The following is a 23913-nucleotide window of genomic DNA, read 5'->3' as shown; positions in this document are numbered from 1 at the left end:
GTCGCCGCAACCAAGTCCCACTGACCGTTGGGTCTGTTTTTTTGGGGGTGCTAGAGGTGGGGGCGGACGAGGATTTGGATGTGGTCTTCGGGGTTTCGTAGGGATTCGATGGCTCCGGCTACGCCGTCGAGGCCGACCTCGTCGGTGATCAGGGAGGCCGCGTCCACTGTGCCGTCGGCTATGCGGTGCAGGGTTTTTGCGTACTCCTCGTGGGGGTAGACCATGCACATCTGGAGGGAGATGTCCTTGTAGATGCCTACGATCGGGCGGATGACGTCGTCGGTCATGACGGCGCCGATCTGGAGGATCGCGGTTTCTCGGGGGACCTTGTACATGAGGTCGTTGAGGAGGCCGGGGACGGAGGCGCAGACCCAGACGTGGAGTTTCTGGCCTGGGGAGGCCAGTTCTTGCCAAACCTCCACCGGGTCTTCGGTGTTCGGGTCGACGACGCGGTGGGCGCCTAGGCGGAGGGCGGCTTCGCGGCGCATTTTGGAGGGGTCGGAGGCGACGATGGGGGCGACGCCGCGTTCGGCCAGCGCCGCTACGGCGCCCAATCCGACTGGACCGCAACCGATTACGATGCCGGTGCCCTCGGGGCCGATGCCGGTGCGCGCCACATTGCCGAAGCCGACTGCGAGGGGTTCGGTCATGGCGGCTACGTGCGGGGGTACGTGTTCGGGGATGGGTTCGAGGGCCATGGCCTGCAACACCATTCGTTCCCCGTAACCGCCGGGGAAGTCGTTGGAGTAGCCGACGCCGTGGATGCCGCCGGCCGCGTCCAGTGCCCAGGGCAGGGCTACGACGTTCTGGCCCTCGGTGAAGGGGGTGTCGGGGCCGGCGCCGATGACGCGGGCGGCGAGTTCGTGGCCCATCACCAGGTCGCGGTGGGGATCGAACATGAAGGTGGGGATGCCGCTGTCGCGGGAGGCCTGGAGGAACTCGTCGGTGTAATCCAGGGCCTGTTTGTCGGAGCCGCAGACACCGCAGGCGATGGTTTCGACCAGGACCTGGCCGGGGCCGGGGACCGGTTCGGGGACCTCGTCCACGACCAGCTTCCGGTCGCGCATGACTACCGCGCGCATGTCAGTTTCCTTCCTCGGGGGCGAAGGCGGCCTGGAGGGCGGCGGCGTGGCGCTCGAAGGCGGCTTCCACGCCGGCGCGCATGCCCGACATCAGCCGTTCACTGTTGGCATTGGCCCAGTCGAGCGAGGCGACGCGATTGCGGTTCGCACCGGTGAAGTGCGGGATCACGTGCTCGGCGAAGAGTTTCATGGAGCGCTGGGTGGCGTCCCAGTCGGCGATGTTCAGCGCCAGCACCAGGAAGGTACCGAAGCCGCCGGACTGCTGCGCCAATGCCTCGATGGCGGCGATGGCATCGTCGGGGGTGCCGATGGTGGCGCGGCCGAAGGCCGGGAAGCCGGGACCGGTCCACTGCTCGACGGCTTCGGCGGCGGTGTCGCCCCACGGCACTTCCATGCCGGAGAGGCGCTTGATGTAGTCGACGAGATGCCCGACGCCCCATTCGGCTTCGCGGCGGGCCTGCTCGCGGGTCTCGGCGATGTGCATGGGCGCGACCAGCCGCCACTTGGCGCGATCGACGGTGAAACCGTTGTCGCCCATGGTCTTCTCGTAGATCTTCCAGTTCGGCAGCAGGGCGTCGTAGCCGCTGGGGTCCGAGGCGGCGAGGGACAGCAGCCCCGCACCGTGGCGACCGGCCAGCACCGCGCCCGAGGGCGAAATAGTCGAGGCCACAGCCATTTCCAGGCCGTCTTGCTGATACGGCAGCAGTTGCAGCCGGGCTTCGTTGAGCTCGAACCAATCGGTCTTGGCGCTCACCACGTCGCCGCGCAGCAGTTGCGCGAGCACATCCATGGACTCGTGCATCATGTCGCGCTGGCGCGGTTGCGGAACGCCCATCATGGAGGCGTCGGAGGCCAGCTGGCCGGGGCCGATGCCCATCATGACGCGGCCCTTGGTGAGATGGTCGAGCAGGCACAGTCGGTCGGCCAGCATCATGGGCTGGTGGTAGGGCAGGGAATTGACGCCGGTGCCCAGGCGGATCTGCCGGGTGCGCTCGGCCGCGGCGGCCAGGAACACCTCGGGCGCGGCGATGATCTCCATACCGGCGGAGTGGTGTTCGCCCACCCAGGCTTCGGCATAGCCGAGTTCATCGGCGAGCTCCACCAAGCGCAGATCGCGCTGGATCTGCAAGGTGGGGTTGCCGGTGAGCGGGTGGTACGGGGCGATGAAGAAACCGAAACGGGTCGGTCCGGCGGCCACGTGGGAACTGGGGTCGGGCTGATTCAACTTGGTTCGCTCCTTTGCGGGTTTATTCAGTTGTGCTCCGAGCTGCCGCGCCGCCCCATCGGCTCTGAGTGGCGGCGTGACGCGGCCCGCTGTCGTCGCGTTATGACAGCGGGCCGGTTCTGTCAGCCTCTAGCCCACTCGTGGCCCCAGTAGCTATCGGCTGTCATTTCCTCCGCCACGTAGTCCGCGCCGACCAGCATTCCCTCGCAACCGAATTCGAGGTCCCAGCCGCCGGGGGTACGGACGTAGAAGGAGATCATCTTGTCGTTGGTGTGCCGGCCCAGCGTGGAGGACAGGTGGTAGCCCGCCTTGTTCACGCGATCCAGGGCGCGGCCGACATCGTCGAGCGCGTCCACTTCGACCATGATGTGGACGATGCCGGGGCCGTCCGGACGGCTGCCCGGGATCAGCGCCAGGCTGTGATGGCGCGGGTTCACGCCCATGAAGCGAATCCAGATGGGATGCTCCGGCGGGCCCACGCGGAACGAGCCGCGCGAAGCGAAACCCAGTACCTCGGTGTAGAACCGGCGGGCTTCCTCGATATCGCGCACAGGCAGCACCACGTGCCCGAGACCGAGATCGCCGGTGACGAAACGGTTTCCGAACTTGCCGACGACCGGCGTGTGATCCAGCAGCGGACCGTGGAAGACCTCGATGGTGAAGCCGGACGGGTCGACGAAGCTGATGGCCTCCTCGACGTGCCGGTTCACCGCTTCGGCGACCGACAGGGTGGCGACCGCGACGCCCGCCTTCTCCAGGGTCTCGCGCACCAATTCCAGGGAGTGGCGATCGGCGACCTGCCAGCCCACCGCGATCACTTCGTCGCGTTCGCCGGGCACCAATTCCAGGCGGTAGGTGTGCTCGTCCACCCGCAGATAGATCGAATCGGGGTTCGGGCCCGACCCTTCGGCGAATCCGATGGTGTCGAAGGCGAACTTGCGCCAGGCGTCCACATCGGCGATGCGGGTGCGGACGTAACCGAGCGAAGCGAACGCGGCCATGGTGATACCCCTTCGGAGATTTCAGGAATAGGTGACGGAGACGTCGTCGGTGACCGGAACGGCCTGGCAGGCGAGGACATAGCCGTCGGCGATGTCCTCCTGCTCGAGAATTTCGTTGCGGCGCATGGTGACCTCGCCGGAGACGACCCGGCAGACGCAGGCGCTGCACGCGCCTTCCTTGCACGAGTAGGGAGCATCGAGGCCCTTGGCCAGCAGCACATCCAACAGGGTCTGCTGTCGCGGCCAGGTGACCTCGTGGTTCTCGCCGTCGAGCTCGACCTGGACCGTGGCGTTGTCGCCCGCGGCTGCGGCGGCCTCGATATCGGCTGCGCTGGTGTCGATTTCGAATGGATTGCCCGAGAGCGAGACGAACTTCTCCATATGCACGCGCTTGCGATCCGCGCCGAGCGCCGTCATGGCATTGCCGACGGCGTCCATGAACGGGCCGGGACCGCAGACGAAAACCTCCCGGCCCGCCCACGGGCGTGCCAGCGCGGCCAGCTGTTCCACACTGGGCAGCCCCTGAACCGACTGGAGCCAGTGCAGGACCAGCAGCCGATCAGGGTGTGCGGCAGCCAATTCCGCGAGTTCGGCCGCGAAGATGACCGAGTTCTCGTGCTGATTGGCGTAAATCAGAGTGCAATGCCCAGAGCCCTGCGCGAGCACCGACTTCAGGATGGACAGCACCGGCGTGATGCCACTGCCGCCCGCGAACAGCAGCAGATCGGTATCGAGCGAACCCGGCACGAAAATGCCCGAGGGCGGCAAGACCTGCATGATCAAGCCCTCGGCGGCGTTGTCGCACAACCAGTTCGAGCCGTAACCGTCTACCGTGCGCTTGACCGTGACCTTGAGCGGACCGCCTTCGTGGGGTGCGCTCGAGAGCGAATAACACCGGCTGACCGAGCCGGTCAGATCGCTGGGGATGCGCAGGGTCAGGAACTGACCGGGCTTGTAGCCGAACCGATCCGCGTGCGCCGCTTCGGGGGTCAACTCGATGGAGACCGCGTCGTCGGTCTCACGGACCACACGCACGATGCGCATGATCGCGACGCCTGCGGCGGCGAGTTCCGCCGTATCGGGCTCGATATCTATGACCGTCATCCGTTCCACCAGTCCTGTAGCTCAAAGTCTTTCGGCCCTTCGGGCCGGGGTAGAGGGGGTGGGGGCTAAGCCCCCAAACCCCCTTAGCCCTGCGGGCGGGGCCTCGGTTCGTCGGAGCCGGACCCCGACCCCTACGCCCCGCGGCAGACAGGGCCTCGGTTCGTCGGAGCCGGAGCCCTACGCCCCGCGGCAGGCAGGGCCTCGGTTCGTCGGAGCCGGAGCCCTACGCCCCGCGGCTAGGCGAGGGTTCGCCCGCGGGTGCGGACATCCACGTCGCGGGTGCTGACGCTCACCTTGCCCGCTGCCACTGCCGCATCGATGCTGTCGCGCAGGGCGTGGCAGGTGTGGGCGCCCGCGCGGCCGGACAGTTCAGTGCATGCCGCTCGTGCGGCGGCGTTCCACTGCACGCTGGTGTGCTGGTCGCTGAACTTCTCCACCAGCACACACGTTCCGCACGAGCGGCATGAAACCTTGTCCATCGCAATGCCTCTCAGGCGTTTCAGGGGTTCGCTTCGGCGCGCTTGGCGAGGTTCTCGGCGACCTCGGCCTCCCAGGCGGTGACGGCGCGGGTGGTGTCCACCTCGTATTCGAAGCGGTCGGTCATTTCTTCCTTGACCTCGGCGACGTCGGTGTAGAACTGCTCGTACCAGCGGCGCAGCTGGTAGACGGGGCCGTCCTCTTCGCAGAGGAGCGGGTTGTTGATGCGCGACTTGCGCTTCCAGATGGCCGCGTCCTGCTCGAAGCCCTTGCCCAGGCCGCCCACGAACTTCTCGGCGATCTCCCGCGCCTGTTCGGGCGAGACGCCCTCGGGCTTCTTGGCGATCGCGCCGTACATGAGCACGAACTGGTTCTCGTTGATCGGATAGTGGCAGTTGATCAGGTAGCCCTCGACGACGAGACCGTTCGCGCTCTCGCTCTTCAGGTAATCGATCATGTAGGAGGGGCCGTAGTAGGACGCCTCGGATTGCAGCACGTTCTTGCCGCCCAGCGCTTTCGCGGTCTCGCCCATCATGTCCTCGCGCGAGACGGAGGTCATGAACTGGCTGGCGGTGTGGCCCTCGAAGACGTTCTTGAAGAAGGTCGGGAAGCCGTAGTGCACGTAGAAGAAGTGCGCCATGTCCACCACGTTGTCGACGACCTCGCGGCAGTTGGCATCGACGATCATGGAGTTCCAGGTCCAGTCGGTCCACTGGTCGTCGAAGGCGGCATCCACGCGCGGGATGGCGAGCTCGGCCGGCGGCTGCTTGTTCTCCGGGTCGTGCCAGACGAACAGCTGCTTGTTCTCCTCCATGGTCGGCCACGCCTTGGTGCGGGCCAGCGGGGGAACGCGCCGCGCGTAGGGAATGCCGGTGCACTTGCCCTTGCCGTTCCAGCGCCAATCGTGGAACGGGCAGGCCAGCGAATCGCCCTTGACGGTGCCGTCGGCCAGGTTTCCACCCATGTGCGGGCAGTAGGCGTTCAGCACATTGAGCTGCCCGTCCGCTGCCGCGAAGACCACGATCTCGGTCCCGAAGGCCTTGATGGCGTGGGGTTTTCCGTCACGGAAGGAGTCGGCCAGGCCCAGGCAGTGCCAGCCGCGCGCGAATCGGGTGGGCGGGGCGCCCGCGTCGATGACACGCACTTCGCTCTCCGTGGTGGTCATGTGAATTCCTCTCCCTTGCCTTGCTTCGATGGTTGCGGCCGATGTGACGCCGACGACAATGGCTGTCCCACTGGCCGGGAGGTAGCTACTGGTGTGCGAGACGCCCGAAGGCCGCGCGATAGAACAGCAGCGGGGCGGCCTCGGAGTGCTCGTTCAAACCGCTCACCCGGGCGATCACGATGGTGTGGTCACCACCGTCGACCTCGTCGTAGAGGTAGCAGTCGATGGAGGCCATGGCACCTGTGAGCAGCGGAGACCCGTTCTGCGACGGAGTCCATTCGACGCCGGCGAACTTGTCCGGGCCCGGCCGGCCGAGCTGGCGGCAGATCTCGTTCTGATGATCGGCCAGAATGTTCACGCAGAACTTGCCGACCTCTCGCATGCGCGGCCAGGTGGTCGAGGTCCGCGCCGGGAAGAAGCTCACCAGCGGCGGGTCGATGGAGAGCGAGGCGAAGGACTGGCAGGCGAAGCCGATGGGTTCGCCCTCGTCGATGGCGGTGATCACGGTGACGCCCGACGCGAAGCGCGCGAGGACGGTTTTGAAAGCGGTCTCGTCGATCGCCGGGGCTTGGGTCAGCACCGGTTCCACGGGGCCTCCTTATTTCGATCCGAAATATAGCTGTCAGTCATGACAGCAGGTCGCGGCCGGGAGGCGTCAATATCCGGGTTCGGTGACCGAGACATGGATCCGTAGAACCTACGTAGTTCTCCCGATTTCTCCGGGTGTGGGCCAGGGCACTGTGATGGGTAGCACAAGGTCCGGCTTCGTCACATGCCTAGTCGGAATACTCCTAGACTGGATATGAACCATCGGAGGTACATATGTCCGTCGCTCTACTGCCTTCGGCGGAGACCCGTAAGACCCACACCCCTATGCGCGCCAAAGACTCTCGCGCCGGCGCCGAGGTCCCCGTCTCGATGATCGAGCGAATGACCTTGATCCTGGACGCTTTCGACGCCTCGACCCCCACCCTCACGCTGCTCGGTCTGGTCGAGCGCACCGGGCTGCCGCGCTCCACCGTGCACCGGATCCTGGACCAGATGATCAAGCTGCGCTGGCTGGCCCACACCTCGGGCGGTTACCGCCTGGGCATGCGCGCCCTCGAGCTCGGCGGACTCACCGCCGACCACAACGAGATTCGCGATGCCGTGAGCCCGCTGCTGCACGAGCTGAGCCAGCGCACCGGCATGGTCGGCCACCTGGCGGTGCTCGACGGCCGCGACGTGGTCTACCTGGACAAGGCCGGCGGCCGTTTCGCCGCCAGCCTGCCGACCCGCCTGGGTGGCCGGATGCCCGCGCACGCAACGGGTGTCGGCAAGGCCATGCTCGCCTGTCTGGAGCCCAATATCGCCGAGGCCGCGCTGCGCGTGCGGCTGCCGCGGCTCACCCCGCGCACCATTTGCGAGCCGGAAGCCCTGGCCCGTGAATTGCAGCAGATCCGCATGCGCCAGGGCGTTGCCATCGACCGTGAAGAGGCCGTCGTCGGAATCGCCTGTGTCGCCGCGCCATTGCGTGGTCGCGGCACCGCACCGGCCGCGCTGTCGCTCTCGGGTCGCGCCGACGGCATGAGCTACGACCGCCTCGCGCGGGTCGTGCTCGAGGTCGCGCACGAGGCCGGCCGCACCCTGTTCCCGCGTCGTGCGCACTGGCGTTGAGGAGAGCGGGAATTTGCGGGGGCGATACAGTTCGATGATGACCGATGGTGTCGCTGAATCCGACGCGATTCCGGAGCTGCCCACCACGGCCTGGGCCGTTCTCGGAATGCTCTCGCACGCAGAGGAACTCTCCGGCTACGACCTGAAGAAGTGGGCCGACTGGAGTTTGCAGTTCTTCTATTGGAGCCCGTCGTTCAGCCAGATCTACGCCGAACTCAAGCGGTTGGAGAAGCACGGTTTCGCCATTTCGCGGACCGTGGTCTCCGAGGACGGCATGCGCGGCAAACGCATGTACGCCATTACCGAGAGCGGCCGGGACGCCGCCGCGCACTGGGTGAATCATTCACCGGTGGAGGCGCCGGTGCTGAAACACAGTGTGATGCTGCGGGCCTGGCTGGGGCATCTGGCCGAACCCGAGCGCATGCGCGAGATCCTCACCCAGCACATCGATTACACCGAGAAGATGCGCCGCCGCGCGCAGGCCGACGCCGACGGCGCCGAGGCCAACCCGGACTGGGCGTATCCGAGCGCGGTATTGAAGTGGTGCGTAAAGCACTACGAGGCGGAAAAGGAATTCGCCGAGGACTTGCTCGCCGATATGGAAAGGCTGGCCAGGAAGCGTAGCCGCCGAAAAGCCGTTGGCAAGCAGAATTCGGAAGATTCCCACTGAACGGACATGGTCATAGGCGGCTAAACGTGGTTGTGACACGGTTCACGAATCGTGTTACCTACCACCTGGAGGACGCCACATGTCCACCTCCGTCGATACCTCGCCGCCACCCGGCGTAACTGACGTCGATACCGGCCGGCTCGACGGCGCGTCGAAACTGCGGATCTTCTCCGTGCTCGCCGTGATCGTGCTCTTCACCGAAGTCGCGCCCATGCAGTACGTCATGGTCTCCGCGGCTTTGCGGCAGATCGCGCCGACCTTCCCCAGCCACGGCGCGAACATCAACTGGGCCATCATTATTTTCGGCGTCATCGGCGCCGCGGCCTCCCCGCTGATCGGCAAGCTCTCCGACATCGTCGGCAAGAAGCGCATGTTCCTGGTCTGCGGTGTGCTGTTCATGATCGGCTGCGCCATCTGCGCGGTGACCAGCAACTGGATGTTGTTCCTGGTCGGCCGCGGTTTGCAGGCGACGGCCATCGCGACGGCGGTCATCTCCTACGGTCTGATCCGAGACCTGATGCCGCGCAACCTGGTTCCGGTCGGCCTGGGCATCGCCTCCACCGGTCTGGGCGTCTCCGCGCTGGCGGGTCCGCTGCTCGGCGGCTTCATCGTGGAGCACTACAGCTGGCGGGCCATCTTCTGGTTCCTGTTCGGCTTCACCGTCATCATGATCCCGCTGGTCATCGCGATCGTGCCGGAGTCGAAACTGCGGGTGCCGCAGAAGCTGGACTTCATCGGCGCGGCGCTGCTGGGCGCGGGCCTGGTGCTGACCCTGGTGTACCTGGACAACGGGCAGGCGTGGGGCTGGACCGAACCGTCCTCGATCGCCTACCTGATCGGCGGCCTGGTGCTGCTGGCGCTGTTCCCGGTCGTGGAGATGCGGGTCAAGCAGCCGATCATGGATATGAAGCTGCTGTTCACCCCGCGCGTGAGCGTGGTGCTGTTCATCGCGCTGCTGGCCTCCTTCACCATCGGCTACCAGTCGTACGCGGTCGGTTACATGACCCAGTCGCCGCCCTCCTCCGAGGTGGTCGAGCAGGTCAAGGCCGCCACCTGGGAACAGGTGAAGACCGGTGCGCTGCAACAGGCGCAGGCGCAGGCCGAGGCCGCCGCCAAGGCGCAGTTGCCGCCGGGTGTGCAGCTGCCGCCGGGCGCGGTGAAGGTGCCCGAGGAGATGGTGCTGTCGCAGTTGCCGCCGGACATGGTCAAGGTGGATATGAATCCGGGCTACACCTACGGTGACGGGTTCTCGCTGCTGAAGTTCGCTACGCATATCGCGCTGGTGCAGGCGCTCATCTCGATGGTGATGGGTTTCCTGGGTGGCCTGTGGATCCGGCGCTCCGGCGCTCGCGGACCGCTGGTACTGGCGCTGGTGATCTTCGTCGGATCGAGCATCGCCTACGCGGTGCTGGGCCACACCTGGGGCATGCTGGCGGTGATCAGCGCCGTGTTCGGTATCGCGTTCGGCCTGTACTACGCGGCCACCCCGAACCTCATAGTCGAGGCGGTGCCCGCGGAACAGCAGGGCATCAGCGCGGGCATGCTGGGCGTCATGCAGGCCATGGGCGCGGCGGTCGGGCTCGCGGTGGCCACGGCCTTCCTCAATGCCAATCCGGTCAAGGTGGATGTGTCGGTGACGGGTGCGCCCACGGTCACCAAGGAGATCCCACTCCTGTACGCCGACAAGGGTTATGAGATCAGCTTCTACTTCATCGCCGCGGCCGCGGTGGTGGCGCTGATCGGCTCGATCCTGATGAAGGCCGGCCGCACTCCGGCCACGGGCGGCACCGCCTACTGACCCTCTCGTCATTCCGGCGTGCTTTCAGCCGGAATCCACCGTGAGATCCCGGCTGAAAGCATGCCGGGATGACGGGGAGGGTGAAAAGGCCCGGAAGCTTTGCTTCCGGGCCTTTTCCGTACCGGTGAGCGGGACCCCACCTCGTTGTTCTCCCTCAGTCATATTTCGATTAGAAGTACTGAAGGAGGTGGTCGACGATGACCGGTGAACTCGACGACATCGCAACCGCGGTGGCCGCGATCGCACGCGGCGAGATGGTGCTCGTGGTGGACGACGAGGACCGCGAGAACGAGGGTGATCTGATCCTCGCCGCCGAGCAGGCGACGCCGGAGAACATCGCCTTCCTGGTGCGGTACACCAGCGGCGTGATCTGCGTGCCCATGACGGGCGAGGATTGCGACCGGCTCGGCCTGCCACCCATGACCGCCGTCAACGAGGACCCGAAGGGCACCGCCTACACCGTGTCGGTGGACGCGGTTTCCGGTGTGAGCACCGGCATTTCGGCCGCGGACCGGGCGCGCACCATGCGGGTGCTGGCGGATCCGCGCACCACCTTCGGCGACCTGTCCCGGCCGGGGCATGTGTTCCCGCTGCGCGCCGACGCCCGTGGGGTGCTGGGGCGGCCGGGCCATACTGAGGCCGCCGTCGACCTCATGCGATTGGCCGGACTGCGCCCCGCCGGGGTCATCGCCGAGGTCGTGAACGACGACGGCACCATGGCGCGACTCCCCCGGTTGCAGGTCATGGCGCGTGAGTTCGGGATTCCGCTCATCTCCATCGCCGATCTCATCGAATACCGGAAGCGGTTGGAGCACGGCATTTCCCGCGTGGTCGAGACCAAGCTGCCGACGCGGTTCGGGGAATTCCGGGTGGTCGGGTATTCCGACGAGCACTCGGGGGCGGAGCATCTGGCACTGGTGTACGGCGAACCGTCCGGCGCGGACGTGCTGACGCGGGTGCACTCCGAATGCCTCACCGGCGATGCCTTCGGCTCACTGCGCTGCGATTGCGGCGAACAGCTCGACGCCGCACTGGAAGCCGTTGCGGCGGCAGGCCGCGGCGTGATCGTCTACCTGCGCGGGCAGGAGGGCCGCGGCATCGGACTGCTGAACAAGTTGCGCGCCTACGAACTTCAGGACGACGGGGCCGACACCGTGGACGCCAACGTCCGCCTGGGCCTGCCCATCGACGCCCGCGACTACGGCGCGGCGGCCCGCATCCTGCTGGACCTGGGCGTGAATTCGGTTCGGCTGCTGAGCAACAACCCCGCCAAGCAATCCGGGCTGACGGCGCACGGCGTCACCGTCACCGACCGCGTTCCACTGCTCACCCAGCCCACCGAACACAATGTGCACTATCTGCGCACCAAGCGTGATCGGATGCGGCACGAGCTGACCGAAGTGGAGGTCGCGGTCGGCTTCCGGTGATCGATCAGCAGGTGGTCGGGACCGGATCGCCGCGGAAGCGGGCCTCCACGTACTCCCAGGCTTCCGGGAAGCCCGCGACCGCCGTCGTGAGGTGCTCGGCGATGTCATAGGGGCGGAAGGTGAGCGGCACGCCACCGGCGCAATAGCGTTGCGCCACTTCCTCGACCGGTCCGAAGAAGGTCATGGTGTCGAAGCGGCCCTGCCAGAAGAAGGTGGGCACCGTCGGCAGCAGATCCGAGTAGCGCAGGCTGTTCTCGCGCAGCACGGCGTGGGCTTCGGGGCTGCTCATCATGTCCCGGGAGGCGGCCAGCTGCGCCGCGTTCCGGGTGATGCCATGGAACAGCAGGAAGCGACGGCAGGCGTCCTTGGTGAAATCGCGGAACCAGAGGCCGTCCTCGTTGAGCTGATCGGACACCGGTAGTCGGTCCGGGTATTCGCGTTCCAGGCCCATCGCGGCGGCGAAGGCGAGGCCGAAGCCGGGGTGCGGATCGAAGCCGAGGGCCAGGGCCATTTCCCGCAGATCGGCCGGGATGCCACCCGCGACCACGGCGGTCAGCTTCAGATCGGGCGCGTAGGTCGGTTGCAGCGCACCGGCCCACGCGGTCGCCATGCCGCCGCCGGAGTAGCCGGCCAGCACGGTGGGCACGTCGGTGAGGCCGAGTTCGCTGACCTGTTTGACGGCCTTGACGCTGTCCAGGGTGACCATGCCGCCGAGTTTGGCGGCGCCGTAGGCGACCGTCGGGCCCAGGTAGTCGGGCATGGAGATGGCCCAGCCGCGGCCGATCGGCAGCATCGCGCCCGCCGAATCCTGGAGCTCGCCGTTGAACAGCGAACGCGACGGACTGCATTGGGTGCCCAGGGAATTGATCAGCGCCTGGTAGGTCACCAGCGGCGGATTCTTCACGCCCTGCGGCATGAGCACCGTGGTGATCCCCAGGATCGCATTGCCGGCGGAGTTGGTGGAACGGAAAGCCACCTGCCAGCCGTCGGTGTGAACGTAGAAGCCCGGGTCGATGCGGCGCACCCGCACCACGTCACCCGGCTTCTTCTCGGCCAGATCACTCGGCGCCTGGAAGAACGGGTCCGGATCGGGGGTGGGATAAAGCGGATTCGCGCCGGCGGGCGCGCTCAGCAACCCGGCGGATGCGACAACGGTCATTACCAAGATCAGAATCTTGATAGCGGATCTCAACATGCCAACTCTCGAAAAGAACAGGAACACGTAGGGGGACTAGCGATCCCGCGCACCGAGCGGCAGTGACCGGCGCAACAGGTCGCAGTGAAAATAGCGTTCTTCTCTCAGGAGTCCCAATCCAGGGGGCAAAGCCCGGGCAACAAGACAATGAAAGGCGGGCGACGATGTCATCGTTCACAACGGCACCACGCCGGGAGCCGCCTCGATCGCGCGCGGTGCATCGTCTATCTTTCCTGCATGAGAATCGCAGTAGCCCAATTGTCCTGCGTTCCAGTCGACCTCGACGCCAATGTGGAACGGATGGCGGCCCTGGCCAAGGAGGCGGCGCAGCTCGGGGCCGAGCTGGTCGTCTATCCGGAGCTGGCTCTCACCGGTTACGAGCCCGACGATCTGGCACACGATCCGACGCGATGGACCTATCCGGGCGATCCGCGATTGACGCCGCTGCGCACGGCCGGCATCGCCACCGTCGTCAATGGCGTGGCCGCCTCCGAAAACGGTCCCGCCATCACGAGTTTCGCATTCGGGCCCGAGGGCGATCTGCTGACCACCTATCGCAAACAGCACCTGTACGCGGAAGAGCGCTGGGTGTTCACGCCCGGCGACACCGACGGGCGCTTCGAATTGGGCGGCATCCGTTTCGCTTTGGCGACTTGCTACGACAATCACTTCCCGGAATTGACGGCGCGGGCGCACGAGGACGATTGCGACGTACTGCTGGCCAGCTCGCTGTACGGGTCGGAGGCCGGGGTCGCCGAGCGCGCGAGCATCTATCCCGCCATCGCGGAACGGGATTGGCTGTACGTGGCGCTGGCCAACCACGTCGGCGCGGCCGGGGAATGGATCGGATGCGGGCGTTCGGCCATCTGGGCGGCCGGCGGTGAACTGCTGGCGGAGGCGGATGCCGAGAGCTCGATGGTGGTCGTCGCCGATATCGGCTGAATCAGCGGGCCGGGTGCTCGGCCAGCCACTTGCGGCCGCGGGTGGCCGAGGCGCGCGTCAGCCAGGCATCCTGCACGACCTCGGTCAGCTCGTCGAGGGACACCTGCCCGACGTGCGCGCCGCGCAACAACACCGAGAGGTGGCCGTCGAAGTGCGGGGTGGTGAAGAACGGCGAGTCCGGGTCCTGGGTCAGCGCCAGCTTGTCGGCCTCGGACGGGACCCAGAAAATGATGACGTCGTCCCAGCGTTCGCCGGTGACGGGGTCGGCGGCGTCCTTGCTGGGCGCGCGGAAGTAGACGAAGGACTTGCCGCCGACCTGATAGATGGGATTGCCCTTCGGACCATGCAGCAGCGTCACGTGCGGCATGCCCTCGGCTAGCTCATGCACGTCGTCGAGGCGGGCCCGGCGTGGTCTCGGCACGGTGTCGAGTTTAGGACGACGACGGGTCCGCACCAACGGCCGGTTATAGCCGTCGAGCATTGTTGTAAAGGGCGTTTCGCGCCGAGGCGCTGGCCTGAATCCGGGCAAATCACATAGGTTGGAGCACATGGCGCGGCGTGGCACTGGAAACCTCCCGGAAGAGGTCACTAGCTTCGTCGGCCGCCGTGACGAGCTGGCAACCGCCAAGCGACTCTTGCCGACGACCCGGGTGCTGACCCTGCTGGGGCCCGGCGGCATGGGCAAGACGCGGCTCTCGCGGCAGATCGGGCAACTGGTGTCGCGGGCCTTCCCGGACGGGGTGTGGCTGGTCGAGCTGGCCGATGTGCAGGACCCGAATCTGGTCACCCTGGCCGTGGCCGAGGCGCTGCTGCTGCGCGACGAGTCGACCGCGCCGCTGCCCCGGCTCACCGAATTCCTCGCCGACAAGCGGCTGCTGCTGATTCTGGACAACTGTGAGCATCTGATCGATGCCTGCGCCACGCTAGTCGGGCGCATCATCGCCACCACCCCCGATGTGCGGGTGCTGGCGACCAGCCGTGAAGTGCTCGGCATCCCCGGCGAACAGGTGATGCCGGTGCCGCCGCTGTCGGTGCACGACGCGGCCGCCGGGGAGGACAGCGACGCGCTGCGATTGTTCGTCGAACGCGCCAGCGCCGCCAATCCCGGGTTCACCGCGACCGCCGCGAACAAGGCCACCCTGGACGAGATCTGCCGGCGGCTGGAGGGCATGCCGCTGGCGCTGGAGCTGGCGGCGCTGCGGTTGCGGGTGTTCACGCCCGAGCAGATCGTGGCGCGGCTCGACGACACCATGGACCTGCTCAGCGCCGGGCCGCGCACCGCGCCGCAGCGGCAGCAGACCATCGAGGGCGCGATCCGGTGGAGTTACGACCTCTGCACGCCCGCCGAACAGCAACTGTGGGAGCAGCTTTCGGTCTTCGCGAGCGGTTTCGACATCGACGCCGCCGAAGCCGTCTGTGATCTGGGCGGGGCATCGCTGATGGAGGCGCTCACCGGGCTGGTCGACAAATCGGTGCTGATGGCGCGCTATGACGATGCGGTGGGCCGGTATTCGATGCTGGAGCCCATCCGCCAGTTCGGCGGGGACCGGCTGGCCGAACGCGGGAACGACACCGCCACCCGTGCCCGGCATCACGAGCATTACCGGCAGCTCGCGCTGCGCGGCAATAACGCTTACCCCACCGGCGACGATGTGGTCTGGTTCCGCGATCTGACCCGCGAGCACGCGAATCTGCGTGCGGCACTGCGCTCGGGGCTCGCCGACTCCCCGCTGACCGCCATGGAGATGGCCTCGGTGCTGCGGCCGTTCTGGGAGCACAATCGCTTCCTGTCCGAGGGTTATCGCTGGCTGACCGAAGCTTTGGAACGCAATCCGGAACCGACGGCCGAGCGTGCCCGCGCACTGTCGTCGGCGGCGTCGCTGGCAGCACTGCTCTCGGATGTGGAATCGGCCAGCGCCCTGCTCGTCGAATGCGTGGAACTCGGTGCCTCGGTGGGCAATACCGAGATCATGGCGGAGATGACCCTGGACGAGGCGCTGCTCGCCTTCTCCGAGGACCAGCCGGTTACCGCCTTGGAGCTGACCCGCAATGCCATTCGCTTCGCCGCCGACAACGGGCAGCTGGCCATCGAAATGGACAGTCTCGCTTTCGCTTTCATGTGCGCGCAGATCACCAAGGCCGCCGACGCGCACGAGCTGGCGGAGCGGTTCCTGAAGCTCACCACCGCCTCCGGTTCGCACCTGCTGGGTGGGCTGGCGTTGTGGACGGTCGGCATCGACCATTGGCGGCGCGGTGAGTACGACGTCTCCGCCGACTTCCATACCCGCGCAATAGAACAGCTGGCGTTGTTCGAGCGCTGTATCTGGCTCGCGTCGGCCTTCGAGGGGCTGGGCTGGACCGAGGCCGCGCGCGGTGACCTGGAGCGGGCCGCCCGGTTGATGGGCGCGGCCGAATCCCTGCAACGCAGCACGGTGCGGTTGGCCCACTCCATCACCGGCGTGATCGCCGACAAGGAACGGCAGCGCGTGCGGGAAGCCTTGGGTGAGAAGGCATTCCTCGAAGCCTTCGGCATCGGCGCGAACCTGCGCTTGGAGGAGGCCATCGATTACGCGCTGCGCCGTGAATCGGTCGCCCCCGATCCCGCACCGGCTGCGGCGCGAAAGTCCGTGCGCGCCAAGCAGTCCCTTTCGCCTTCGACCGCGGACGTGCTGACCCGCCGCCAGAAGGATGTGGCCCGGCTGGTGGCCGCCGGGCACTCCAACAAGCGCATAGCCACCGAACTGGTGATCTCGATCCGCACCGCGGAGACCCACGTCGAGCACATTCTCACCAAGCTAGGCCTGACCTCGCGCACCCAGCTGGCCGCCTGGGCGCACGAGCACGACCTCTGATTCAGCGGGCTCCGGTCGCGAGATTCTCGACGGTGACCGGCTCGATCTTCTCCTCGTCCGGCAGTTCGAACCCGAATACCTGTGCGTAGAAGCTCAATTCGGAGTCCAGGGCCGTGCGGATGTTCTCGGCCCGCCGGAACCCGTGCTGCTCACCCGGGAAGAGCAGATAGGCGACCGGGATCCCCCGCTCCCGCAAGGCATCGACGATCATCTCGGATTGATTGGGCGGCACCACGGCATCCTCGCTGCCCTGCAAGACGATCAGCGGACTGCGGAACCGGTCGACGTGATGGATCGGGGACAGCTCGCGGTAGCGGTCCCGCTCGGCCGGGTAGGCGCCGATCAGGCCGTCGAGGTAGCGGCTCTCGAACTTGTGGGTCTCGGCGGCGAGGGCTTCCAGGTCGGCAACGCCGTAATGGTCCGCACCCGCCGCGAAGGGGGTGTCCTCGCGGGCCAGCGCGGCGAGCGTGGTGTAGCCGCCGGCCGAGCCGCCACGGATGGCGAGACGCTTCGGATCGACGCGGCCGTTGTCCGCCAGCCAGCGCGCTGCGGCGATGCAGTCGGCCACGTCCACCACACCCCAGGCGTCGCGCAGCAGTTCACGATAGGCGCGGCCGTAACCGGTGGAACCGCCGTAATTGACGTCCACGACGGCGAATCCACGATTGGTCCAGTACTGGGTGCTCGGGGAGAGCACCGGCACCGCGTGCGCGGTGGGCCCGCCGTGGATCATGACCAGCAGCGGCGGGAGTTCGCCGTCCGGACCGCGATACCGGGTGCTGGTGGGCGGGTAGAACAGCGCGTGCGCGGTCCGGGGTGCACCCGTGCGATCCGTCGACGGGAACGAGATCGGCTCGGGGGCTGAGACATCGGCGGGTTCGATCCCGAGATCGCGTGGCGCGCGCAAGGTTTCGACGGCCGTATCCGAGCCGACGAATTCGATGCGGTAGATGCCTGCCTCAGCGGTGGGCGCGCCCGCCACCACGATCACCGCATTGTCGCCCGCACGCTCGATCGCGGCGATCGCCGAGAAAGGCAGCGCCGGCTCCGCCACCGACCCGTCCGGACGACGCACCGCGAGCCCGTCGTACCCGTCACGCCAGCGCGCGAACACGATGCTCCGATCACCGAGCACCGCATACCGCGAGGAACCCAATTGCCAAGCGGGAACCCCGATCTCGGCCTCCACCTCGATGACCGCCTCGACCTCACCACCCGGCGTCCACCGATACAGATTCCACCACCCGTTCCGATCCGACAGGAACAGCAACGTGCCGTCCTCCTGCCAGCGCGGCTCCCCCACCGACTCCCCCGGCCCGCCCGCGACGACGGTATCCACCCCGGTAGCCAGGTCCCGCACCCGCAGCACGGTGTCATCCCACGGCATCGACGGATGATCCCAAGTGACCACCGCCAGCCGCGCCCCATCCGGACTCACCCGCGGCGAAACAACGAAATCCGTTCCACTGAACAGACTCTCCGGCTCCGAGGATCGATCCGCGGCCAACCGCACAATCTCATTGCGCACATCGATCGCCCCACGCCCACCCTCCGGATGACGCTCCCGCACTGCGACGATCGCCCCATCCGGCCCGAACGCCCCATCCCCATACCGATCCCCCCGCGCCACCACCGGCTCCGGCGTCAACGCGACCGCCGCCCCACCCGCCTCGATCCGATAAACCCGCTGATCCGCCCAATTGACGAAATAAACCACCCCACCCCGCACCCACCAAGCGGCCCCACCATATTCATGCACAGCGGTCCGCGCATCCATCCCCTCCGGCAGCAGATCCACCCGCTCCCCATCCGCCCCGAGCCGCACGATCTGAGTCCGCCCACCTTCACTGGGCCGCCCCTCCGCCCAGTACACCTCGCCCCCATCCACCCGAACCTCGCCCAGCCGCACCGCAGCACTGACAACGCTCTCGGAGGTGATGGAGGTCGGCCACGACCCGAACGGCAACTCGCTGATCGTCATCCGCCCAGGTTAATCGGGTGGGTGACAGCGGGCGAACGACCATAGAACCACGACAACCTCGGATTTCCCTCGCTCGATGGTAGCGATAGCGCTAGCATTAATGCATGGCCGCTATTCATATCCGCAATGTGTCGGAGCCGACGCTACGTGCGCTACGCGAGCGCGCGCATCGGCATGGGCGGTCCATGCAGCAGGAACTCCTCGAGATTATCGAGGCCGCAGCCTCGGAACCCGTCGCCGGAGAAGCGCCCGAACCGATCGAGCTAGCAACAGCGCATACCTCGGGAACTAGCACTTGGCGACGGGAGGAGATTTATGACGAAGACGGGCGCTGATCACGTCATTGTCGATACGAACATTCTGCTGGCCGCCAGCGACACCGGACGCGCCGATTTCACAGCCGCCCGCAGGGTCCTCGAAACATGGCCCGCCGCAGGGGTCACGCTGTATACGAGTGGTCAGATCTTGCGGGAATACCTCTGTGTCGCAACCCGGCCCGCTGATCGGAACGGATTGGGTCTCAGCCGGAGCGACGCAATCGCCAATACCAACGTATTCGGTAGCCGCCTGAGGTTTCTCGATGAGACGGCCCGCGTCCATCACCGTCTCGTCGAACTCGTGAACGAGTCGCCTTGCGCGGGAAAGCAGGTCCACGATGCGAACATCGTCGCGACGATGCTTATCCACGGTGTCGGTACGGTCCTGACCCTCAATATCGGCGACTTCAAGCGATTCGAAGAGCACATCCGCATAGTTGGCCCGTACGACCGAGATTCATAGACCCGTAGCGCCGTCGATGCGTTCGCGGAGCAGGTCGGCGTGCCCGTTGTGCCGGGCGTACTCCTCGATCATGTGCAGGTAGATCCAGCGCAGGGAGAGGTCCAAGCCGCTGCGCGGGTGGATAACGGTGTGGTCGAGCGGGAGGGCGGCGACGGCTTTGTCGCAGAGCCGGATCTCCTCGAGGTACGCCGCGTAGTCGGCTTCGGCGGCGGCCGGGTCGAGATTGTCGAAATCGCCGTCCGGGTCGGCCTCGCTCGTATAGACGTACGGGAGCTGCTCGCCTGCCGCGCGAGAGCGGAACCAGCCGCGTTCGGTTTCCGTGAGGTGCCGAATCAGCCCCAGCAGGGACATCGACGACGGTTCGACGCTGCGGGTGGCGAGCTGAATCCCGTTGAGGCCCTGGCACTTCACGAGCAGGGTGTCCCGGTGGTGGTCCAGGAACGACTGGAGCATGGCGCGCTCGCCGCCGACCAGCATGCGCGGAGTGCGGTCGGGTTCCGGTGCGCGCCAAGTCATTCCTGGACTCTATCCCTCCTAGAGCCCGTGGCCCAGGAAGTCGATCACCGCGCGCTCGAAGGCGTCCTTGCGCTCCACCTGCACCCAGTGGCCACAGCGGGAGAAGATGCGCAGGTCCGCGTTCGGCAGCTGCCGGGCGGGGAAGAGCGAACCCTCCACCGGCGTGACGCGATCGTCACGGCCCCACAGCATCAGGACCTCGTTGGTGAGGCCCTTCAACCGCGCCCACAGCGGGAGCGGTTCGGCGAACTTCGGATTGTAGAACGTCGCGTAGGCGTCCCGCACGGCGGCGATGGCAGCCGGATCCGAAGCGGTACGCAGGCGCTGCTCGACCAGTTCCTCGGTGAGCACCGCCTGATCGAAGACCATGGTCTTCAGCCACGCCAGCACCCGCTCCTTGGTGGGGTCGGCATTGAACTCCATGAGCCGCGAAATGCCTTCGGACGGTTCGGGTCCGAGCACATTCACCCCGACGCCGCCGGGCGCCATGAGCACCAGGCGATTCACCCGGTCCCGATGCTCGAGCGCGGTCAAAGTCGCGACCGCGCCGCCCATCGAATTGCCGAGCAGATGCGCCTTCTCGATACCGAGCTCGTCCAGCACACCGACCACCGCATCGGAGGAGATGCGCAGGTAGTTGCGGTCGTACACCTCGGCGCGACCGCTCTCCCCGAACCCGGGCTGATCCACCACGATGCAGCGGAAATGCTCGGCCAGCACCGGCAGGTTGTTGCCGAAGTTGGCCCAGCCGGTGACACCCGCACCCGAACCATGAAGCAGGACAAGGGTTTCGCCCTGCCCAGCCTCGTGGTAGCGGATCTTGTGACCGCCGACGGTCACGAAGCGGGTGGTGTTCTCGGCGGTGAGGGTCATCTACAGCATCCGATCCGTGACGGTCAGGCCCATCGCGCCCTTGCCGAACATGGCCAGCGCGCGCTCGACATCGTTGATGGCGTGGACGCTACCGGCATGCGCGTCCCGCCAATGCCGTTCGATCGGATTGGGGCGGCGGATGGCATGCCCGCCGGAGTTCTTGAACAGCAGATCGATTGCCTCCAAAGCCCGTTCGGTACCGCGCACCTGATCGCGACGCGCGCGCAGCCGGGACTCGAACGGAATCTCCTCCCCCGCTTCGGCGTAACGCAGCTGCTCGGAGATATTGCGCTCCATTTGGAGGATCGCGGCGTCGATCTCGCTGGCGGCGCGGGCGATTCGCACATGCGCGAACGGATCCTCCGACACCTTCTGCCCGCCGTAGGAGATGCGGACGCGCTCGCGCTGCCGCTCCAGATGCGATTCGTAAGCCCCTTCGGCCGCCCCGATGATGGGCGCGGTGATGGTGTTGGAGAACACGCTGCCGAACGAAATCTTGTACAGCGGAGCGGTATTCACCTCCTGGCCGGGACCCACCAGGTTGGCCTGATCGGAGGCGCTGTAGGTGCGGTAGGCGGGGACGAACGCCTTCTCGATGACGATGTCGTTGGAGCCGGTGCCGGACAGGCCCGACACGTTCCACACGTCCTCGATCACGTAGTCGGTGCGCGGCACCAGGATCGTGTAGTAGTCCATGCCGCCGTTGCCGTTCGGCGTGATGGCGCCCAGGAACACCCACTGGGCGTGATCGCAACCGGAGGAGAAGCTCCAGCGGCCGGTGAGCTCGTAACCGCCCTCGACCACGGTCAGCTTGCCGGTCGGCGCGTACGAGGACGACACCAGGGTGTCGGGGTTCTCGCCCCACACGTCGGCCTGCGCGCGATCGTCGAACAATGCCAGCTGCCACGGGTGCGCCCCCAGCACCGAGGTCACCCACGCGGTGGACGGGCAAGCCGTCGCGACGGCGCGAACCACCTGGTAGAAGTCCACGGGAGAGGCTTCCGCACCGCCGTAGCGGGCCGGCTGCAACATCCGGAACACCCCGGCCTCGGTCAGCTCGGCAATGCTGGCGTCCGGCACCCGCCGCTGCTCTTCGGCCTGTACGGCCCGTTCCCGGATCGCGGGCAGCAGATCCCGAACCCGATCGAGCACCTTGTTAGTCATGCGGGTGTTCCTCCTCTTTGCGGTTGCCCCTGCGTTCGACGCTAGGAGCGTTGGGAGCCCGCGATCCGGAAAAGTCCCGGTCAACGGAATCGCGATCCCACCGCGAGGAGGAAACGAAGGGCGCACGGCTATTTGTGCGCGTACTCCCAGTCGATGTCCTCGTCGAGGGCTTCGCGGATGCGCTCGGCGAGCTCGGGACTCCACTCCGCCGGCTGAGCGACCGCCACCCAGCCGTCGAGCACGAGGGTGCCGTAGCGATGGCCGTGGCCGGACGGCACCTTCTGGGCGTGCGCGAGGTCGGCGCTGACCTGCCAGAAGGTGACGATGGGCCACCAGCGAATCGACTTGGACACATCCGAGCCGCGCGGTTCCCGCAGCCAATCCGGTTGCTCGAACAGCAGATCCGGCGACCACCAGACGATCGGATCGGAGGCGTGCTGAAGGTAGACGATGCGCGGATTCACCCACGGCCGGTCGGGGCGTTGCAGATCCGGTGCGGAACCGGCGAACCGAACGATCAGCCCGTCGGCATAGATGGGCAGGATCTCGGGCGTGCCGGGATCACGCCGCTCCTCCAGCTGAGTCCAGATCCGATTGGAGTTCGGCGGTCCCACCCACAGCACACCGTCGACAAGGGTGCGGATGTCATCGAGCCCCGTGAATGCACCTTCGGACCCCTGCGACCCGAGACTCTCCCCATAAACCAGGAACTTGGGCCGCTGATCAACGGGCAGCGTCGCCCATTTGGCATGGACGGCGTGAATCACCAACCGCCCGGCCTCGGTAGCTTTGGCCTTGTCCGACAGGAACGACAGCACACTGGGCAGATACGAGTACTGCGTCGCCGCGATAGCACTGTCCCCGCCATACATGTATTCGATCGACGCCGCGGTCGTGGAATCCACCCACCCGGTCCCGGTCGTAGTCACCACGACCAGCACCTTCCGCTCGAAAGCGCGGGTACGCTCCAGCTCCCGCACCACCAGATCCGCGATATCCTCCGGCGTCTCGGCCGATTCCAGCCCGGCATACACCCGAATCGGTTCCCGCGCAGGCTTTCCCGTCACCCCCGCGATCCGATCCGCACTCGGCGCATTCGCCACGAACCAGCGCCCCTCCGACCCGAGCGTGTCCCACCCCGCCAAGGACATGGGACTGCCGGACCGCTCCGGAATCTGCGGCTGCACCGCAAACTCCGAGGTCTTCCCGTTCCTGAGGCTGAACGCCGAATTGGCCACGGAGAAGAACGCATTCGCCAGCACACCCTGGAACAGCAGCACCGCCAGCACGACCACCACCACGGCCGCCCCCGGCACCGCGACCACCCGCGGAATCCGCCAATCGATATTGAGCACCCGAATCACGGTGCGCAGCAACCACCGAACCACGCGATAGAGCGCGATGACGAACGCCAGCGTCCCCGCGGCGACCAGCTCCGTCCGCAAATAACTCGACGTCGTATCCGGCACCATCCCCATCAGGATCTCCAGATCCCGCTGCCACCGCGCCGACCGCGCCAGAATGGCCGCCGCCAGCACGGGCAGAGCCACCAGAATCACCAACCGGCTGATCTCCCTGACCCGCAGCGGCGGATGCCAGAACTTCCCGATCGCCCCGGCCTCACGCGGAAACCGCGGCAGCACCCACTTCTGCACCGCCCACGCGATCACACACCCCACGCCGTACCCGATCGCGGCGCTGATCCCACTGACCAACCCCTGGAAAATCCAGCTACGGGGCACCAACGAAGGCGACACCGACCAAGCGAAAAATACCGCCGCGACCAGCAATCCGGGATAGCTGGGCCGCAACTTCCGCTCGGCCCGCAGCACCGCGCCCCATGCCCGCGCGCGCCCCGACAGATGCATGTCGGCGGGTGCGGGTTCCGTGTCGGCGGTGGACTGTGAATCGCCCGGGTGCGGGTCGTTGTTCATGAGCTGAGTGTTATCGGCGGCGTTGGTGAGAGGGGCCAGCGACACGCGTTGATCGTTTGCCTTGCTGGGGG

The 23913-nt window shown here is 66.7% G+C and carries 22 protein-coding genes; 8 read left to right on the top strand and 14 right to left on the bottom strand.

Annotated features, from left to right (window positions below):
- Positions 1 to 50 precede the first annotated feature (50 nt).
- The 7 genes from NI1_RS28195 to NI1_RS28165 form a co-directional block, all read right to left on the bottom strand.
- Complete coding sequence (locus NI1_RS28195; protein WP_067826538.1) at positions 51 to 1082, bottom strand: zinc-binding dehydrogenase; 1032 nt, start codon at positions 1080 to 1082, stop codon at positions 51 to 53.
- Between the two features lies 1 nt (position 1083).
- The gene (locus NI1_RS28190) at positions 1084 to 2307 is read right to left on the bottom strand and encodes an LLM class flavin-dependent oxidoreductase (RefSeq protein ID WP_245663441.1); all 1224 of its coding nucleotides are present in this window, start codon (positions 2305 to 2307) and stop codon (positions 1084 to 1086) included.
- Positions 2308 to 2429: 122 nt separating this feature from the next.
- Positions 2430 to 3308, bottom strand: coding sequence for a VOC family protein (locus NI1_RS28185; RefSeq protein WP_067826533.1), 879 nt, complete (start codon positions 3306 to 3308; stop codon positions 2430 to 2432).
- A gap of 21 nt (positions 3309 to 3329) precedes the next feature.
- Complete coding sequence (locus NI1_RS28180) at positions 3330 to 4412, bottom strand: ferredoxin--NADP reductase (protein ID WP_067826530.1); 1083 nt, start codon at positions 4410 to 4412, stop codon at positions 3330 to 3332.
- 236 nt (positions 4413 to 4648) lie between these two features.
- A complete protein-coding gene (locus NI1_RS28175) occupies positions 4649 to 4849 on the bottom strand; it encodes a hypothetical protein (RefSeq protein WP_245663440.1) in 201 nt (66 codons plus the stop codon).
- Between the two features lie 62 nt (positions 4850 to 4911).
- Entirely contained in the window at positions 4912 to 6054 is a 1143-nt protein-coding gene (locus tag NI1_RS28170; RefSeq protein WP_067826525.1) for a 3-ketosteroid-9-alpha-monooxygenase, oxygenase component, read from the bottom strand.
- 85 nt (positions 6055 to 6139) lie between these two features.
- Complete coding sequence (locus NI1_RS28165; RefSeq protein WP_245663439.1) at positions 6140 to 6643, bottom strand: flavin reductase family protein; 504 nt, start codon at positions 6641 to 6643, stop codon at positions 6140 to 6142.
- 233 nt (positions 6644 to 6876) lie between these two features.
- Between NI1_RS28165 and NI1_RS28160 the strand changes: the two genes are divergently transcribed.
- From NI1_RS28160 to NI1_RS28145, 4 genes are all read left to right on the top strand, one after another.
- Complete coding sequence (locus NI1_RS28160; protein ID WP_369690156.1) at positions 6877 to 7710, top strand: IclR family transcriptional regulator; 834 nt, start codon at positions 6877 to 6879, stop codon at positions 7708 to 7710.
- Between the two features lie 37 nt (positions 7711 to 7747).
- Entirely contained in the window at positions 7748 to 8380 is a 633-nt protein-coding gene (locus tag NI1_RS28155; RefSeq protein ID WP_067827639.1) for a PadR family transcriptional regulator, read from the top strand.
- 79 nt (positions 8381 to 8459) lie between these two features.
- Positions 8460 to 10178, top strand: coding sequence for an MFS transporter (locus NI1_RS28150; RefSeq protein WP_067826519.1), 1719 nt, complete (start codon positions 8460 to 8462; stop codon positions 10176 to 10178).
- A gap of 197 nt (positions 10179 to 10375) precedes the next feature.
- Positions 10376 to 11605, top strand: coding sequence for a bifunctional 3,4-dihydroxy-2-butanone-4-phosphate synthase/GTP cyclohydrolase II (locus NI1_RS28145; RefSeq protein WP_067826516.1), 1230 nt, complete (start codon positions 10376 to 10378; stop codon positions 11603 to 11605).
- A 4-nt stretch (positions 11606 to 11609) separates the two neighbouring features.
- Here NI1_RS28145 and NI1_RS28140 read toward each other — a convergent pair whose 3' ends face one another.
- A complete protein-coding gene (locus NI1_RS28140; RefSeq protein WP_067826513.1) occupies positions 11610 to 12800 on the bottom strand; it encodes a lipase family protein in 1191 nt (396 codons plus the stop codon).
- 237 nt (positions 12801 to 13037) lie between these two features.
- Between NI1_RS28140 and NI1_RS28135 the strand changes: the two genes are divergently transcribed.
- Positions 13038 to 13742, top strand: a complete 705-nt coding sequence (locus tag NI1_RS28135; protein ID WP_067826510.1) for a carbon-nitrogen hydrolase family protein — start codon at positions 13038 to 13040, stop codon at positions 13740 to 13742.
- A 1-nt stretch (position 13743) separates the two neighbouring features.
- Here NI1_RS28135 and NI1_RS28130 read toward each other — a convergent pair whose 3' ends face one another.
- Positions 13744 to 14109 carry an MmcQ/YjbR family DNA-binding protein gene (locus tag NI1_RS28130; RefSeq protein ID WP_067826507.1) on the bottom strand — a complete coding sequence of 122 codons (366 nt, stop codon included), beginning with the start codon at positions 14107 to 14109 and terminating at the stop codon, positions 13744 to 13746.
- Positions 14110 to 14290: 181 nt separating this feature from the next.
- Here NI1_RS28130 and NI1_RS28125 point away from each other — a divergent pair, with 181 nt between their 5' ends.
- Positions 14291 to 16594: a LuxR C-terminal-related transcriptional regulator gene (locus NI1_RS28125; protein ID WP_067826504.1), complete on the top strand. Its 2304-nt coding sequence runs from the start codon at positions 14291 to 14293 to the stop codon at positions 16592 to 16594.
- 1 nt (position 16595) lies between these two features.
- On the opposite strand, the gene NI1_RS39965 is transcribed toward NI1_RS28125, so the two are convergent.
- Positions 16596 to 18575, bottom strand: a complete 1980-nt coding sequence (locus NI1_RS39965; protein WP_067826501.1) for a dipeptidyl-peptidase 5 — start codon at positions 18573 to 18575, stop codon at positions 16596 to 16598.
- Between the two features lie 104 nt (positions 18576 to 18679).
- On the opposite strand from NI1_RS39965, the gene NI1_RS38190 reads away from it, so the two are divergent.
- Positions 18680 to 18910 carry a FitA-like ribbon-helix-helix domain-containing protein gene (locus NI1_RS38190; protein WP_157535380.1) on the top strand — a complete coding sequence of 77 codons (231 nt, stop codon included), beginning with the start codon at positions 18680 to 18682 and terminating at the stop codon, positions 18908 to 18910.
- Entirely contained in the window at positions 18891 to 19355 is a 465-nt protein-coding gene (locus NI1_RS28115; RefSeq protein WP_067826498.1) for a type II toxin-antitoxin system VapC family toxin, read from the top strand. The genes NI1_RS38190 and NI1_RS28115 overlap by 20 nt, the downstream gene beginning before the upstream one ends.
- Here the strand turns inward: NI1_RS28115 and NI1_RS28110 are convergent.
- The 4 genes from NI1_RS28110 to NI1_RS28095 form a co-directional block, all read right to left on the bottom strand.
- Positions 19350 to 19871, bottom strand: a complete 522-nt coding sequence (locus tag NI1_RS28110) for a DinB family protein (RefSeq protein ID WP_067826495.1) — start codon at positions 19869 to 19871, stop codon at positions 19350 to 19352. The two genes, NI1_RS28115 and NI1_RS28110, sit on opposite strands and share 6 nt — an antisense overlap.
- An 18-nt stretch (positions 19872 to 19889) precedes the next feature.
- On the bottom strand, positions 19890 to 20744 hold the full coding sequence (locus NI1_RS28105; protein ID WP_067826492.1) for an alpha/beta fold hydrolase: 855 nt from the start codon (positions 20742 to 20744) through the stop codon (positions 19890 to 19892).
- Positions 20745 to 21908: a 3-hydroxy-9,10-secoandrosta-1,3,5(10)-triene-9,17-dione monooxygenase oxygenase subunit gene (hsaA, locus tag NI1_RS28100; RefSeq protein ID WP_067826489.1), complete on the bottom strand. Its 1164-nt coding sequence runs from the start codon at positions 21906 to 21908 to the stop codon at positions 20745 to 20747.
- 128 nt (positions 21909 to 22036) lie between these two features.
- Positions 22037 to 23913, bottom strand: a 1877-nt coding sequence (locus tag NI1_RS28095; RefSeq protein WP_439957308.1) for an alpha/beta hydrolase, incomplete at its 5' end; no start/stop codon positions are given.

Origin of the sequence: Nocardia inohanensis NBRC 100128 (genome assembly GCF_001612945.1) — a bacterium.
GTDB classification, from domain to species: Bacteria; Actinomycetota; Actinomycetes; order Mycobacteriales; family Mycobacteriaceae; genus Nocardia; species Nocardia inohanensis.
Note: the sequence above shows the minus strand (reverse complement) of the source record. Positions and strands in the feature narration are given on the sequence as shown.